Source organism: Candidatus Nanosynbacter featherlites (genome assembly GCF_037013405.1).
GTDB classification, from domain to species: domain Bacteria; phylum Patescibacteriota; class Saccharimonadia; order Saccharimonadales; family Saccharimonadaceae; genus Nanosynbacter; species Nanosynbacter featherlites_B.
In genome coordinates this window covers 121,677-135,474 of record NZ_CP146064.1, presented here as the reverse complement: position 1 = coordinate 135,474, position 13,798 = coordinate 121,677, and the positions used below count along the sequence as shown (strand labels likewise).

Annotated in this window: 9 protein-coding genes, 3 tRNA genes and 3 rRNA genes; 2 read left to right on the top strand and 13 right to left on the bottom strand. The window is 46.2% G+C overall.

Translation table 11 applies throughout. The features are described 5' to 3' along the window. Window positions 1-11: 11 nt before the first annotated feature. Both V4210_RS00705 and V4210_RS00700 read right to left on the bottom strand, forming a co-directional pair. Window positions 12-1,085 carry a 30S ribosomal protein S1 gene (locus V4210_RS00705; protein WP_338520941.1) on the bottom strand — a complete coding sequence of 358 codons (1,074 nt, stop codon included), beginning with the start codon at window positions 1,083-1,085 and terminating at the stop codon, window positions 12-14. A 111-nt stretch (window positions 1,086-1,196) separates the two neighbouring features. Continuing rightward, on the bottom strand, window positions 1,197-1,688 hold the full coding sequence (locus V4210_RS00700) for a hypothetical protein (RefSeq protein ID WP_338520940.1): 492 nt from the start codon (window positions 1,686-1,688) through the stop codon (window positions 1,197-1,199). A gap of 92 nt (window positions 1,689-1,780) precedes the next feature. Between V4210_RS00700 and V4210_RS00695 the strand changes: the two genes are divergently transcribed. Then, the gene (locus V4210_RS00695; RefSeq protein WP_338520939.1) at window positions 1,781-2,239 is read left to right on the top strand and encodes a hypothetical protein; all 459 of its coding nucleotides are present in this window, start codon (window positions 1,781-1,783) and stop codon (window positions 2,237-2,239) included. Between the two features lie 49 nt (window positions 2,240-2,288). Here the strand turns inward: V4210_RS00695 and V4210_RS00690 are convergent, their stop codons facing one another. From V4210_RS00690 to V4210_RS00655, 8 genes are all read right to left on the bottom strand, one after another. Then, a complete protein-coding gene (locus V4210_RS00690) occupies window positions 2,289-2,495 on the bottom strand; it encodes a general stress protein (RefSeq protein WP_338520938.1) in 207 nt (68 codons plus the stop codon). 336 nt (window positions 2,496-2,831) lie between these two features. Then, a 5S ribosomal RNA gene (gene rrf / locus V4210_RS00685) occupies window positions 2,832-2,940 on the bottom strand. Window positions 2,941-3,119: 179 nt separating this feature from the next. Then, a 23S ribosomal RNA gene (locus V4210_RS00680) occupies window positions 3,120-6,239 on the bottom strand. Between the two features lie 266 nt (window positions 6,240-6,505). After that, window positions 6,506-7,645: a dihydroorotate dehydrogenase (quinone) gene (gene pyrD / locus V4210_RS00675; RefSeq protein ID WP_338520937.1), complete on the bottom strand. Its 1,140-nt coding sequence runs from the start codon at window positions 7,643-7,645 to the stop codon at window positions 6,506-6,508. 112 nt (window positions 7,646-7,757) lie between these two features. Then, window positions 7,758-7,922, bottom strand: a complete 165-nt coding sequence (locus V4210_RS00670; protein ID WP_338520936.1) for a hypothetical protein — start codon at window positions 7,920-7,922, stop codon at window positions 7,758-7,760. 453 nt (window positions 7,923-8,375) lie between these two features. Next, window positions 8,376-8,452 (bottom strand) — tRNA-Val (locus V4210_RS00665). Window positions 8,453-8,478: 26 nt separating this feature from the next. Next, window positions 8,479-8,555, bottom strand: a tRNA-Ile gene (locus V4210_RS00660). Window positions 8,556-8,569: 14 nt separating this feature from the next. Then, window positions 8,570-8,646, bottom strand: a tRNA-Ala gene (locus V4210_RS00655). 64 nt (window positions 8,647-8,710) lie between these two features. Between V4210_RS00655 and V4210_RS00650 the strand changes: the two genes are divergently transcribed. Further along, entirely contained in the window at window positions 8,711-8,941 is a 231-nt protein-coding gene (locus V4210_RS00650) for a hypothetical protein (protein ID WP_338520935.1), read from the top strand. Between the two features lie 213 nt (window positions 8,942-9,154). Here V4210_RS00650 and V4210_RS00645 read toward each other — a convergent pair. From V4210_RS00645 to gyrA, 3 genes are all read right to left on the bottom strand, one after another. Then, window positions 9,155-10,630 (bottom strand): 16S ribosomal RNA (locus tag V4210_RS00645). A 214-nt stretch (window positions 10,631-10,844) separates the two neighbouring features. Continuing rightward, window positions 10,845-11,276, bottom strand: coding sequence for a divergent PAP2 family protein (locus V4210_RS00640; RefSeq protein ID WP_338520934.1), 432 nt, complete (start codon window positions 11,274-11,276; stop codon window positions 10,845-10,847). Beyond that, entirely contained in the window at window positions 11,273-13,798 is a 2,526-nt protein-coding gene (gene gyrA / locus V4210_RS00635) for a DNA gyrase subunit A (protein ID WP_338520933.1), read from the bottom strand. Before gyrA ends, V4210_RS00640 begins: the two co-directional genes overlap by 4 nt.

Genomic DNA, 13,798 nt, shown 5'->3' with positions numbered 1-13,798 from the left:
TTTTGTTCTAATTATTTTTTCTTTGCTTCACCAAGTGTCAAAGAGATCTTACGACTCTCTTTATCAATATCGAGCACCGTAAAACTCTTGCGCTCATTCAAAGTGAACACCTTCTCTGGATCAGTGCCGTCACCACCTAGTTCGGACACGTGAACCAATGCCTCAACTGCTGGACTTAGCTGTACGAAAGCACCAAACGGAGTGATGCGAGTAACCGTTCCTTCGACTTGATCACCTGACTTGAATTGTTCAACTTCCTTCAACCAAGGGTCTGGAGTTAGCTGCTTCATGCTGAGGCTCAAACGATCCTTGTCGATAGCGATAATCTTTGCTTCGATCGTCTCGCCAACTTTCACGTAGTCGCTTGGGCTACTGACGCGCTCCCAGCTGATTTCTGAGATGTGTACCAAACCTTCGATACCTTCAACATTCACGAACACACCAAAGTCAACAACACCAGTAACGACACCGCGAACTGTGTCGCCGATTGACAATTGCTTAAATCGCTCTGCCAATCCTTCTTTGATAGCTTCTTTTTCCGAGAAGATCAACTTGTTAGCCTTTCGGTCAGCGTCCAATACGCGAACTTTCATTTCAACATTAACCAATGCGTTCAAGCGTTGCAAAATCTCATCCTTATCACTCGAACCAACTCGTGGGTAGTGCTCAGCTGACAATTGAGATACTGGCAAGAAGCCACGAACCCCTTCGTATTCAACCAACAAACCGCCGCGGTTTGCGTCATACGGGGTAATCGTGATGATTTCACCACTTTCTAGCTTCTCAGCAACTTCATCCCAACCTCGATCCTTCGCTGCTTTGCGTAAGCTCAGTAAGCTATAGCCATTATCAAGCTCTGTGTCGATGACACTTGCGGTAACTTCGTCACCAACAGCGCAAGTCTTCGAAAAACCAACTTCACGCCTTGGAACCAAACCAACGCCCAACGGCCCCAGGTCAATCAACACTTCGTGCTTCTTTACTGACAAAACTGTACCGTGAACCACTTCACCAGCTGTCAATTGTTTAACATTATCTCCTGCTTGTGCCAGCAGGTCATCCATTGTAATTGTGGCGTTTGCCATAAGTCTTTTCAGACTCCTTCCTTAAAATTAATATTTTTGAGTCACACTAAAAAAGTAGACATCAAGCTATCTTTATAGTACCACAATCTGTTAGCAAAAGTCAAAGAGAGGCTATACAACCTTCCGAGAACGGGCGTATGCGACTGCCATACCCGGAATAACGCCAACGATCAATAACTCCCCGATGTGATCAGCTGGACCGGTTGTCGGTAGATTCGCAGTGCTACTGCCATTAGTAGCGGCTGCAGGAGCAGCTGGAGTGGCAGGGCCAGTCGGAGTAGTAGGGGCGGGCTGCTGTGTCACTGATGGCTTCTGAGCATTGCCCGTAGACTGGTTCTTAGGCTGTTCTTGTTTTTGTGAGTTATTTGACTGGGTGTTGGTCGTGGTGTTTGGCTTAGATGTTTCAGATTTGTTTTGTTCGGATTTTTCATCTTTTTGGACAAGTTCTTGTTTTTGTGAATTGTTATCTGTCGCTACAGGCACTACAGCATTGTTATCTTGCTGGCGAGCAGTATAGAGTAACCCAAGCGCCAAAATAGCCAATACTACTCCTACTACCGTAAAAGTCATCACTGAGCCTCTTTGTCGATTGATTTGCTTCATACTAGTCTCCACATTTGCACATTTGTCTATTACGAGTCATTATAGCACATCTGTTCCACCTCTGTAAAGTAACATGCTATACTAGTTTTACTATGTCGATCGATGAATTACTCCTGTTAGTTAGGCGTGACTTTCCGAATTACACCATCACTACTGGTGATGATTTTAGTTGGACACCAGCCGCTAAAACGATTACAGTTGATACTAAGCATCATTCGCCTGCTCAGCTACTTCACGAGATTGCTCACGCCGAGCTTGGTCACCAGACCTTCTCTCGAGACATTCAGCTCATAGAGATGGAGCGAGAGGCCTGGGAATACTGCACTAAGGTTCTAGCGCCACGCTATGGTGTATCGCTAACTATGGACGACAATGTTGTCCAGGACTCGCTTGATTCCTATCGATCATGGCTCACCTCCCGCAGTAGTTGTCCTCATTGCGGAGCTATCGGGCTACAGAAGGCAAAAGATACCTATTCTTGCATGCATTGTCACGTCCAGTGGCAGGTCAATGAGGCAAGAACCTGCCGCCTAATTCGCACAATAAAATAACACACCTGGCATTCCAAGGTGTGTTACCGATCACCAAAATAAGATTTAACTAGTCAGCTGAGACAGCTGTTGTCTTGCGGCGACGTGAAATCCTGCCGCCTTTAGCACCAGCGATACGAGCCAATGCTGGGTTAGCAGCAAAGCCGCCAGTACGACTGTTACGTCCACCTTTAGCACCAATTTTTGCGTAAAAGTTTGGGTCTTTTGCCAAATTTTTAGCTGCCGCTTTCTTACCACCTGCTTTTGTTCCTGCCATGAAAGTTTTCCTCCACTATTAAAAAGATTTCCACATGCATTATTGTGGAAACCCTCACCTTTATATATCACACATGATATGTGTTATGAGTACATAATAGCATACTGCTAATACTTTGTCAATATTTACATTATCTACATATTAGGTTACACTCAAAGAGTAGTGATGTTCACCACACAGTTCTCGTCTTCTGCGAGATTCGAGAATATATAAAAGCGCCCCGTTCAAGGGCGCTATTTTGTTTGTTAGTTGTTTGAATAGTTACTTAAATACATAAAGATAATGATAAACAGGTTTATATAATAAAAACCACCCTATTCGGGTGGTTTTTATATAATTCGGCACCGTGCTAGTTTCCCACTTTCGCAGTATGATCGCCGCTGGGGAGCTTAACTTCTGTGTTCGGAATGGGAACAGGTGTTTCCTCCTCGCCATGGGCACCGAAGTAAGGCTTGCTCCTCATAGGTTCCATTCAGGCAACCCGGGGAAGCCTTGCTTCGATGTCCAACAACTTTCTGCACGGATGAATTTTTAATCAACTATAGTGTGATGATACACACCAATTACTAGTCAAATCTACCTTATCCGTAATGTTTATGCAAACATAAACTCCACGGACAAGGACATAAAAAGGCAATGGGACTATTAGTACGCTTTAGCTCCATGCATTACTGCACTTCCACCTTGCGCCTATCAAACAGATAGTCTTTCTGTGTCCTCATAGGGAAACCTTATCTTGAGGTTAGTTTCGCGCTTAATATGCTTTCAGCGCTTATCTAATCCGCACATAGCTACTCGACAATGCAGCAGGTGGCCACAATCGATACACCAGAGGTGCGTCCGCCCCGGTCCTCTCGTACTAGGGGTAGATCCTCTCAAGTTTCCTATCGTCCATACCGGATATAAACCGAACTGTCTCACGACGTTCTGAACCCAGCTCGCGTACCACTTTAATCGGCGAACAGCCGAACCCTTGGAAGGTGCTCCCCCTCCAGGATGTGATGAGCCGACATCGAGGTGCCAAACAGCGCCGTCTATGTGAACTATTGGGCGCTATAAGCCTGTTATCCCCAGGGTAACTTTTATCCGTTTGCGCTGTCGATCCCACATTCATGTACAAATGTACGTACAGCGGATCACTTGCTCCGACTTTCGTCTCTGATTGGAATGTACTCCTCACAGTCAAGCTGGCTTATGCGCATACACTATCACTTCGATTTCCATCCGAAGTTAGCCAACCTTTGAACGCCTCCGCTACTCTTTAGGAGGCAACCGCCCCAGTTAAACTACCCACCATACACGGTCCGCTAACCGGATAACGGTCAGCGTGAGAACACAATCACAACAAGGGTGGTATTTCACTTGGTGACTCCACAAATACTGGCGTATCTGCTTCAAAGTCTCCCACCTATGCTACACATGTTGAAACCGTATTCAATGTAAAGCTGTAGTAAAGCTCCATGGGGTCTTTTCGTCCTGGTACGGACAGACGGCATCTTTACCGCCAATGCACTTTCACCGAGTCCTTCGCTGAGACAGTGCCCACATGATTACTCCATTCGTGCGGGTCAGAACTTACCTGACAAGGAATTTCGCTACCTTAGGACGGTTATAGTTACCGCCGCCATTGACTAGGGCTTCAGTTCGCACCGTGAAGCGCTCCCCTTAACCTTCCAGCATTGGGCAGGAGTCAGCCCCTATACATCCACTTTCGTGTTAGCAGAGACCTGTGTTTTTGATAAACAGTTCCGTGGGCTCTTTTGCTGCGGCCCCCACATCGTTAGATGTCAGAGATTCGCGTTCAAAAGAACAATTTTGTTTGCTCTATCTCAGAAAATTCGTTTTGTGATTAAAAATGTACTCTTTAACCTATTATTCACTGAGTGAACGCGGCTGATATCCACCGAAGTGGGGGCAGACCTTATCCCGAAGTTACGGTCGCTGTATTGCCGAGTTCCTTAGCGAAGGTTCGCTCGTAAGCCTGAGTCTACTCGACTCGAGCACCTGTGTTGGTTTGCGGTACGGGCGGCTAAGTCCACGCGTACACCTGCTTTTCTAGCCAGGGCTTTCACCAAAATCGCGACTCCGAAGAATCACTTTCACTCCCTTTGCGTTCCCGCTTGGTTGGACGGATAAACCATGAATCCGCTTCGATTACTTCCCCGTGAACAGTGTACAAAACTTAACCGGTTCAGGAATATTAACCTGATGTCCATCGCCTACGCTCTGCGCCTCGGCTTAGGCCCGACTAACCCTGAGATGATTACCATGGCTCAGGAAACCTTGCTCTTACGGCCGAGAGGATTCTCACCTCTCTTATGGTTACTCATTCCAGCATTCTCACTTCCTACCGCTCCACCGAACCTTCCGATTCGACTTCACCGCTGATAGGAACGCTCCTCTACCACGCCAGATAAATCTGACATCCATATCTTCGGTATAACGTTTTAGCCCCGTTACATTTTCCACGCAAGATCTCTTGACTAGTGAGCTGTTACGCACTCTTTAAATGAATGGCTGCTTCTAAGCCAACATCCTAGCTGTTTAAGAAATCTCACCTTGTTTCCCACTGAACGTTAATTTAGGGACCTTAGATGATGGTCTGGGCTGTTTCCCTTTCGAGCACCGATCTTAGCACCGATGTTCTAACTGCCGTGGTTACACACATGGTATTCGTAGTTTGTTAAGGGTGGGTACAGTTGCCCGCCCCAGTCCTTTACAGAGCTCTACCCCCATGTGCTACTAACACGACGCTAGCCCTAAAGCTATTTCGAGGAGAACCAGCTATCTCCGAGTTCGATTGGCATTTCACCGCTAACCACAAGTCATCCAAACACTTTGCTGCGTATCCTGGTTCGGTCCTCCACCACCTGTTACAGTGGCTTCAACCTGCTCATGGTTAGGTCACCCGGTTTCGGGTCTAATCCTTACAACTAAACGCCCTATTCAGGCTCGCTTTCACTGTGGCTCCGTCAATTGACTTAACCTCGCTGTAAAAATTAACTCGCTGGATCGTTCTACAAAAAGCACGCCGTCACCGGACAAGCCGGCTCCGACTCCTTGTAGGCACTAAATTTCAGGATCTATTTCACTCCCCTCCCGGGGTTCTTTTCACCTTTCCATCGCTGTACTAGTTCACTATCGATCGTATATTATATTTAGCCTTGGCTGGTGGTCCAGCCAGATTCAAACAGGGTTTCTCGTGCCCCGTCCTACTCGATAAAACATACATAAGGTCAGCGTCGTTTTCGCGTACACGGCTTTCACGCTCTTTGGCTAGTCATTCAAACTATTCTGCTAACCACGCCATTTTCTTACCTTACTACCAGTTGATAGCCTGGTATCGCAAATCAGATTATTTGAACGAATTCAAATGCTCTGACTTGGTCATATGTAATATCACAACCCCTTATTAAGTATTCATCTATCAACTTATTTGCCTAAATAAATAGGCAAAAACTTAAAAGGTTTGGGCTGTTGCGATTTCGCTCGCCACTACTTTCGCAATCGTTATTTACTTTCTCTTCCTCATCCTACTAAGATGTTTCAGTTCAGATGGTTCCCGCTCGCTTGCCTATGTGTTCAGCAAGTGGCAACATGACATGACTCATGCTGGGTTTCCCCATTCGGAAATCCCCGGATCAAAGCTTGTTGACAGCTTCCCGAGGCTTATCGCAGTCTTCCACGTCCTTCATCGGTAATATACGTCTAGGCATCCATTTAGTGCCCTTGAGTACCTTTTTATGCATTGACTTAACTAGTAATTGGAATTTACCAAAACTAATACCGTCAATTAAAAACTCAATTTCTTCTCTTCAAATTGTTAATGATCAGTGCCTCACACTTTGAGTGCACAACCGATAGGTCAAGATCTTGACACATCTATCTACACTCGATTGATTTTTCACTGCCCTCGCACGTTTTGCAGTGTATCGCCAGAGGTTCACCTGAACATTCGCGTAACTAGTAATTAACTATACAGCAGCTGCAGTTGTTTTGCAATAGTTTTTTTAACTTTTTTTCGACTTTTTTGACTTTTTCTTCAAATCTGCACCAACCGCCTCGGAAATATGAGAAAAACCATCATTTTTGAGCAATGTCACCAGCTCGCGGTTTATGCGTCCGACCAATTGCGGACCTTCAAAGAACAGCCCCGTGATCAAACCCACCAAACTAGCACCAGCCCTGATCTTAGCGTACGCATCTTCAGCTGTAAAAATTCCACCCACGCCAATAATCGTCAATCTATCACCGTACTTCTGATACGCATGACGAATTAATTCTAAACTATGTTCACGCGTCGGCTCACCACTCAACCCACCACGGATTTCATCGGTTAGTGGATCTTTGATAGTCACCATCGTACGATCCTTCACCAAGTTAGCTACTGTCACACCTTGGATATTATGCTTCACAATAGTCTGCAACAGTGAGTCAAACTGCTGCATATCATACAAATGTGGCATTTTTACCCAAAACGGCACATTTCTCTCTATATCGTCCATCTCTCGTAGTAGCATGTCCAACGTCTCCGGATAGATAAACGGTTCTTTACCTGCATTTGGACAAGAGATGTTGATCTCTACAACGCTCGCCAATTGATGCTTCACGATATATTCTACAGCCTTTTTTACATCCTTAATGATCAGGTCCTCTGAAACGCGCGGACCAAATGCGTCTTTCGTAGATTTATTGGCGATAACAGCCACCGAAACAACTGTCGGCACACCCTGAACACGTGACCTATTCTTAATAATGTGGCGACTGATTTTCTTCAGCCCATAATTTGGCATACCAGCATATACCACCACCGATTTTGTCTTTGGCAAACGGTGAAACCAAGGACGTCGATTGCCCTTTCTTGGCTCCAACGTCACCGATCCACCCGAAGCAAAACCAAATCCAACATCTCCCATTAGTGACGACAACTGAATATTCTTATCAAATCCTGCTGACAAACCAACTGGATTGCGATAAGTAACGCCATCAATCTCCTGCTGCAGTGCTCTGTCTTGAAAACTCCACATTTTACGGACCATCCAACGGATGAGTGGTATTGCTTGCGCCATACGACCACAGAAAATAATTAGCCTATGCGTAAAATCAGGCGTTAATAAAAATAATAGTGGCTTAACAAGATATTTATACATACTCTAGCAGTATAATAACCATCTCTCCATTAAGCAAGTAATCCTAGTTCCAATCTTGGACAATCATTAATTCTGAATATCGTCACGTTACTTCTCCTGAACAGAATATGCATCAATCGCCCCGTTCACGAGCTTCCCGTTTTGCTAAAATCTGCTTCCCCGTGCGCTCCTTCGCGCCACCTTCCTTAAGCTCAATCACCAATCCCGGTTCCACCGTACTATCGGCAGTCTGGTCTAACCCCAAACCTCCTTTAGCACTGCGCATTCCAGGCGGCATACGACGCCACGAATCAGGCTTGAGGCGTTCCTCACTCCACTTGTCACCTTCCTTCTCACATAGAAAGTTTGCAATCCTTGTAGAAATCGGTTCTTTTGGAACTCCTTTTATGGAAGTTCCTCCTAGCGCCCTGGCAACAAGTTCTCTAGGACTATGTTCGTACCATTTTCTTTTATCAACAGGGAGTGTACTATCTGACAGTTGCTCACTCATGCTATCTCTAAATTAACAAATTATAACACCAGAAACAAGATGATAATCGTGAACAGTTACTCTGTCGGGCAGCAACTAAATAGCCTCATTTGTCGCAATAATTAGGCTAAGGTGTTATACCTAAGCAGACCGTAATCACAATGAAATATCCGCCCACGGTATAGACGGATATTTCATTGATACGATGCAGACATTGATTAAAATTTGTTGTTTAATAGATAAATTCGCTAACAAAATTCATGGTGGGCGCTGAGGGACTCGAACCCCCGACCCTCTCGGTGTAAACGAGATGCTCTAGCCAACTGAGCTAAGCGCCCATATGATCAAACAGATGGATCATAAATGGTGGGCGATGAGGGACTTGAACCTCCGACCTCGTCATTATCAGTGACGCGCTCTAACCAGCTGAGCTAATCGCCCTCATACAGTCCTGATGGTGGAGGCACAGGGACTCGAACCCTGGACCCCCTGCTTGCAAAGCAGGTGCTCTAGCCAACTGAGCTATGCCCCCAATCGCCAAGACTTATTACATTGTACCGTATCTTTTTTATTATGACAAGTGTATAATTGTACATATGTATGAATTTAGTTTTACCGCATTCGGAGTAGGCCTCTTGATCTTAGGGGCTGGAGCAGTGTTTACTGTTTACCACCAAAAAATAGCAGACAATCTGGCTGGCGGAGTCAGTAGCTATGATCGCTTTAAGATGTGGGGGCTCATTACTTGTGGCATCGGCTTTGCTGTCATGCTAAGCCTACACAGCATAATCCTGAACCTCCTCATTGGCGTATTCTTTAGAGGATAGCTTTTGTCACATAAAATAAACCCTCTCATAGACGAGAGGGTTTTATATTAACAACTTGATTGTGCAATTCATCAATCGGTTTATCGTAGAGAAGGTTTTGAACTTTGTCTCGTCCTCGAGAGGACTATTGTAAATATGTAAGCTCAGCATATTTACGAGACCGACCTAGCTCAACTTGTGATTGCTCGACAAGTTGGCATCTATTCTCCCTAGAAAGGAGGTAATCCATCCGCACCTTCCGGTACGGATACCTTGTTACGACTTAACCCCAATCATGCCCCCCACCTTAGGCCGACGAATCGGACTTCGGGTGTTGGTCACTTTCATGGTTTGACGGGCGGTGTGTACAAGACCCGGGAACGTATTCACCGCAACTTGCTGATTTGCGATTACTAGCGATTCCGACTTCATGCAGGCGAGTTTCAGCCTGCAATCCGAACTGGGACTAGCTTTGATGCGATTTGCTTCACCTCGCGGCTTCGCTGCGCATTGTACTAGCCATTGTATTACGTTTCTAGCCCAGGACGTAAGGGAAATACTGACCTGACATCATCCCCTCCTTCCTCCCCGTTACCGGGGCAGTCTGAATAGAAAAATACAACTATTCACAAGGGTTGCGCTCGTTGAAGGACTTAACCTAACATCTCACGACACGAGCTGACGACGGCCATGCATCACCTGTCACAGGGTTCCAAAAGGCACAGTCTGCTTTCGCAGACCTTCCCTGGATGTCAAGCCCTGGTAAGGTTCTTCGCGTTTCATCGAATTAAAGAACATAATCCACCGCTTGTGCGGGTCCCCGTCAATTCCTTTATGTTTTAGCCTTGCGGCCGTACTCCACAGGCGGGATACTTAACGCGTTAGCTTCGCTACTGAAGGGGTCGATACCTCCAACAGCTAGTATCCATCGTTTACGGCGTGGACTACCCGGGTATCTAATCCGGTTCGCTCCCCACGCTTTCGTGCCTTAGCGTCAGAAATGGCCCAGTAACCTGCCTACGCCATCGGTGTTCCTTCTTATATCTACGGATTTCACTCCTACACAAGAAATTCCAGTTACCTCTACCATTCTCGAGTTTAACAGTTTGAATAATAGTCTGTATGGTTGAGCCACCAGGTTTCACTATTCACTTATTAAACCGCCTACGCAACTCTTTACGCCCAGTCACTCCGGATAATGCTTGCACCCTACGTATGACCGCGGCTGCTGGCACGTAGTTAGCCGGTGCTTATTCATGAGTTACCGTCATATTCTTCACTCATAAAAGAAGTTTACAACCCGAAGGCCTTCATCCTTCACGCGGCGTTGCTCCATCAGGCTTTCGCCCATTGTGGAAGATTCCTCACTGCTGCCTCCCGTAGGAGTCTGGACCGTGTCTCAGTTCCAGTCTGGCTGATCATCCTCTCAGACCAGCTATGGATCGTCGGCTTGGTAGGCCATTACCCTACCAACAACCTAATCCAACGCAGGCTTCTCCCAAAGCGGATAAATCCTTTAATCCGAAGACCATATGCGGCATTAGCTACCCTTTCGGGCAGTTATTCCTCACTTTGGGGCAAATTCCTACGCGTTACTCAGCCGTTCGCCGCTCGCCGACGGGGTGCAAGCACCCCTCGCTGCCGCTCGACTTGCATGTGTTAGGCACGCCGCCAGCATTCATCCTGAGCCAGGATCAAACTCTCCGTTAAAAATCTACTTTGTATCAAAGTATTAAGGCTCTACAAAAATATAAACTGACGATGATATTGCACAATCAAATTGTTAAAGTTCGATAGACTGGCCAAAAATCCTCACGTAACTTGATCATTACAGATTGTAATTGTCGTTTCGCTCGCATCCCCACGACCAGACTGATACTTATCATACATCATCAACCAACCTTTGGTCAATACTATTTTGTAATTATTTTGTTGCGAAAAAGACAACAAGTGAAACAAGCATTCCTATCGTGGCGCCAACAGCAACCTCAACAGGGGTATGACCATGCGCTACACGGATGCGAGGCAAAGAACTTTTCTGCTCATCTAAGAGCTGATTTAGCGTGTCTCCCTGTTGCCCAGAAGAGAATCTCACCATCATGGCATCATACAAAATGATCATAGTCACCCAGAGAACGATAGCAAATTGTACCGTATCAATACCGTCATATAACGCAACCACAGCAGTCAATGAAACCACCGTTGCAGCATGAGCACTTGGCATACCACCAGACAACAAGAGGGGCGACTTTGGATTTTTGCTAAATACTCGACGATTTCTACCCATCAAGCGAAAGATATGCTTTAAACCCTGAGCTAATGCCCATGCCAACAAAGGCACTAGCAAATATCTCATTTAGTGTCCTCTTCAGAAGACCGCTCTTCCATTAAGCCTATAGAAGATACCGCATCATTGTCACCCAGCCGCATGATCGTAACACCTTGAGTCGTACGACCTAGTAGCTTGATGTCTTTGAGACTAATGCGAATCGTCTGTCCATTTTGTGACACCAAGATAGCATCCGTCATAGTCGGGTCAATCGTCTGAACTGATATGATCGGTCCTGTCTTTGCCGTCACGATCGCCGCTTTAATACCGACCCCGCCACGCTTATGGCTCGGGAAATTGGTCACCTTAGTGCGCTTACCAAAGCCTTGTTCGCTAATAACTAACAATGTCTGGTCATCGCTGGTAACAATATCCATACCGACTACTCGGTCATTTGGTCGCAGACGAACACCGCGCACTCCGCGAGCAGCCCTGCCCATTGGTCGCGCATCCTTTTCGTTAAACCTAATTGCCTGACCAGCTGATGTTGAAATAATTACATCACTTTCTCCATCAGTTTTCTTGATCCATTTCAGCTCATCACCATCGTCTAGTTTTATGGCAATTAAACCATTCGTACGGATATTAGCATAGTCACCCAGCGGAGTCTTCTTAACAGTACCGTTCTTCGTCGCCATAAACAGATAACCAGCGTCGCTCGCGTTCTTCTCATGTTTAATGATAGCTGTGATCTTCTCTTCTGGCTGAAGTTGGAGCAGGTTCACTGCAGCAACACCTTTAGCGCTGAGACTGGCAGCCGGGACTTCATATGCCTTGAGGCGGAATACACGACCCCTGTTGGTAAAGAACAGCAGGTAGTCATGCGTACTTACTGGAATTATCTGTGCGATGATGTCTTCTTCCTTTGTAGTCATCCCGCGCTTACCCTTACCACCGCGGTTCTGCTTGCGGTAGTCACTTGCCAAAGTTCGCTTGATATAATTCTCAGTTGTCAAAAGGACAACAGCATCTTCCTCTGGGATTAACTCCTCATCAGAGAACTTACCCAGCTCATGGTTGATAATTTTACTACGCCTCTCATCACCATATTTCTCTTTCATTTCCAAGAGCTCAGTCTTGATGATGTTCAGAATCTCTTGCTCATCAGCTAAGATGGCTTCTAGTCGTGCAATCAGCTTCAAGAGCTCGCGCAGTTCATTCTCAACCGCTTCACGCTCAAGCCCAGTCAGACGTCGCAGTTGCATCGCCAAGATAGCCTTGGCTTGAATTTCGCTCAGTCCGAACTTAGCGCGCAGGTTCTTCTCTGCCTCATCCTGAGTTTTTGAAGCACGAATCGTCTTAATCACCTCGTCAATGTGATCTAGCGCAATCTTATAGCCTTCCAAGATATGCGCCCGGGCCTTTGCCTTTTTTAGCTCAAACTCAGTACGACGGCGCACCACAGACTGGCGGTGTTTGACAAATTCGCTCAAAATATCGTGCAAACCTAAAATTCGTGGCTGCATGGTATTAACCAACGCCAGCATGTTGTAATTAAAACTCGTCTGTAGAGCTGTTAATTTATATAGCTGATTCAATACCTTCTTTGGATATGCATCCTTTTTCAGCTCAATGACGATGCGAACCTTACCTCGAGAGCTTTCATCGCGTAAGTCAGCCAACTGTACCCGCTTTTCTTTGTGAAGCTCACCAATTTTTTCAATTAATGTTGCTTTATTTACACCATATGGTATCTCGGTAACAACAATCTGATGTCGGCCTCGTTTTGTCTCCTGAATCTCCGCTACTGCTCGCATCATCACACTACCGCGACCAGTCGCATACGCCTGACGCATCGGCGCACCACCATAGACAATTGCCCCTGTTGGAAAATCTGGACCCTTCACATGCTGCAGCAAGTCGTCAACCGTTGCTTCAGGGTTATCGATCAGCTCAATTGTCGCATCTACCAACTCACCCAGGTTGTGTGTCGGGATACTCGTTGCCATACCAACAGCGATACCAATCTGACCGTTCAATAGCAAGTTTGGTAATTTTGCCGGCAACACGATTGGCTCACGTTCTGAACCATCAAAGTTATCCTTAAAATCAACCGTTTCCTTCTCGATGTCAGTTAGTAATTCTTCAGCTGGCTTATCAAGTCGCGCCTCAGTATAACGGTGAGCGGCTGGTGGATCTCCGTCCATTGAACCAAAGTTTCCCTGACCTTGCACCAAGGTATAGCGCATCGCCCAATCTTGCGCCAAACGAACCATTGAGTCATAAATCGCTGAGTCACCATGCGGGTGATATTTACCCATCACGTCACCGATGATACGTGCTGATTTGACGAATTTCGCAGTACTACGGTTGCCGTTCTGATTCATTGAATACAAAATACGGCGATGCACCGGCTTCAGACCATCACGCACATCTGGCAATGCCCGGTCAACGATGACACTCATCGAATAACGGAAGAAATTGTCTTGCATCACATTTTCAAGTCGGCGTCGCTCTAATCCTGCTGATGCTTCAGTCACCGTATCTGGTGTTGCCTCAATTGACTCATGTTCACTGGTTGGTTGCATCTGTTTGTCCTGATCACTCAT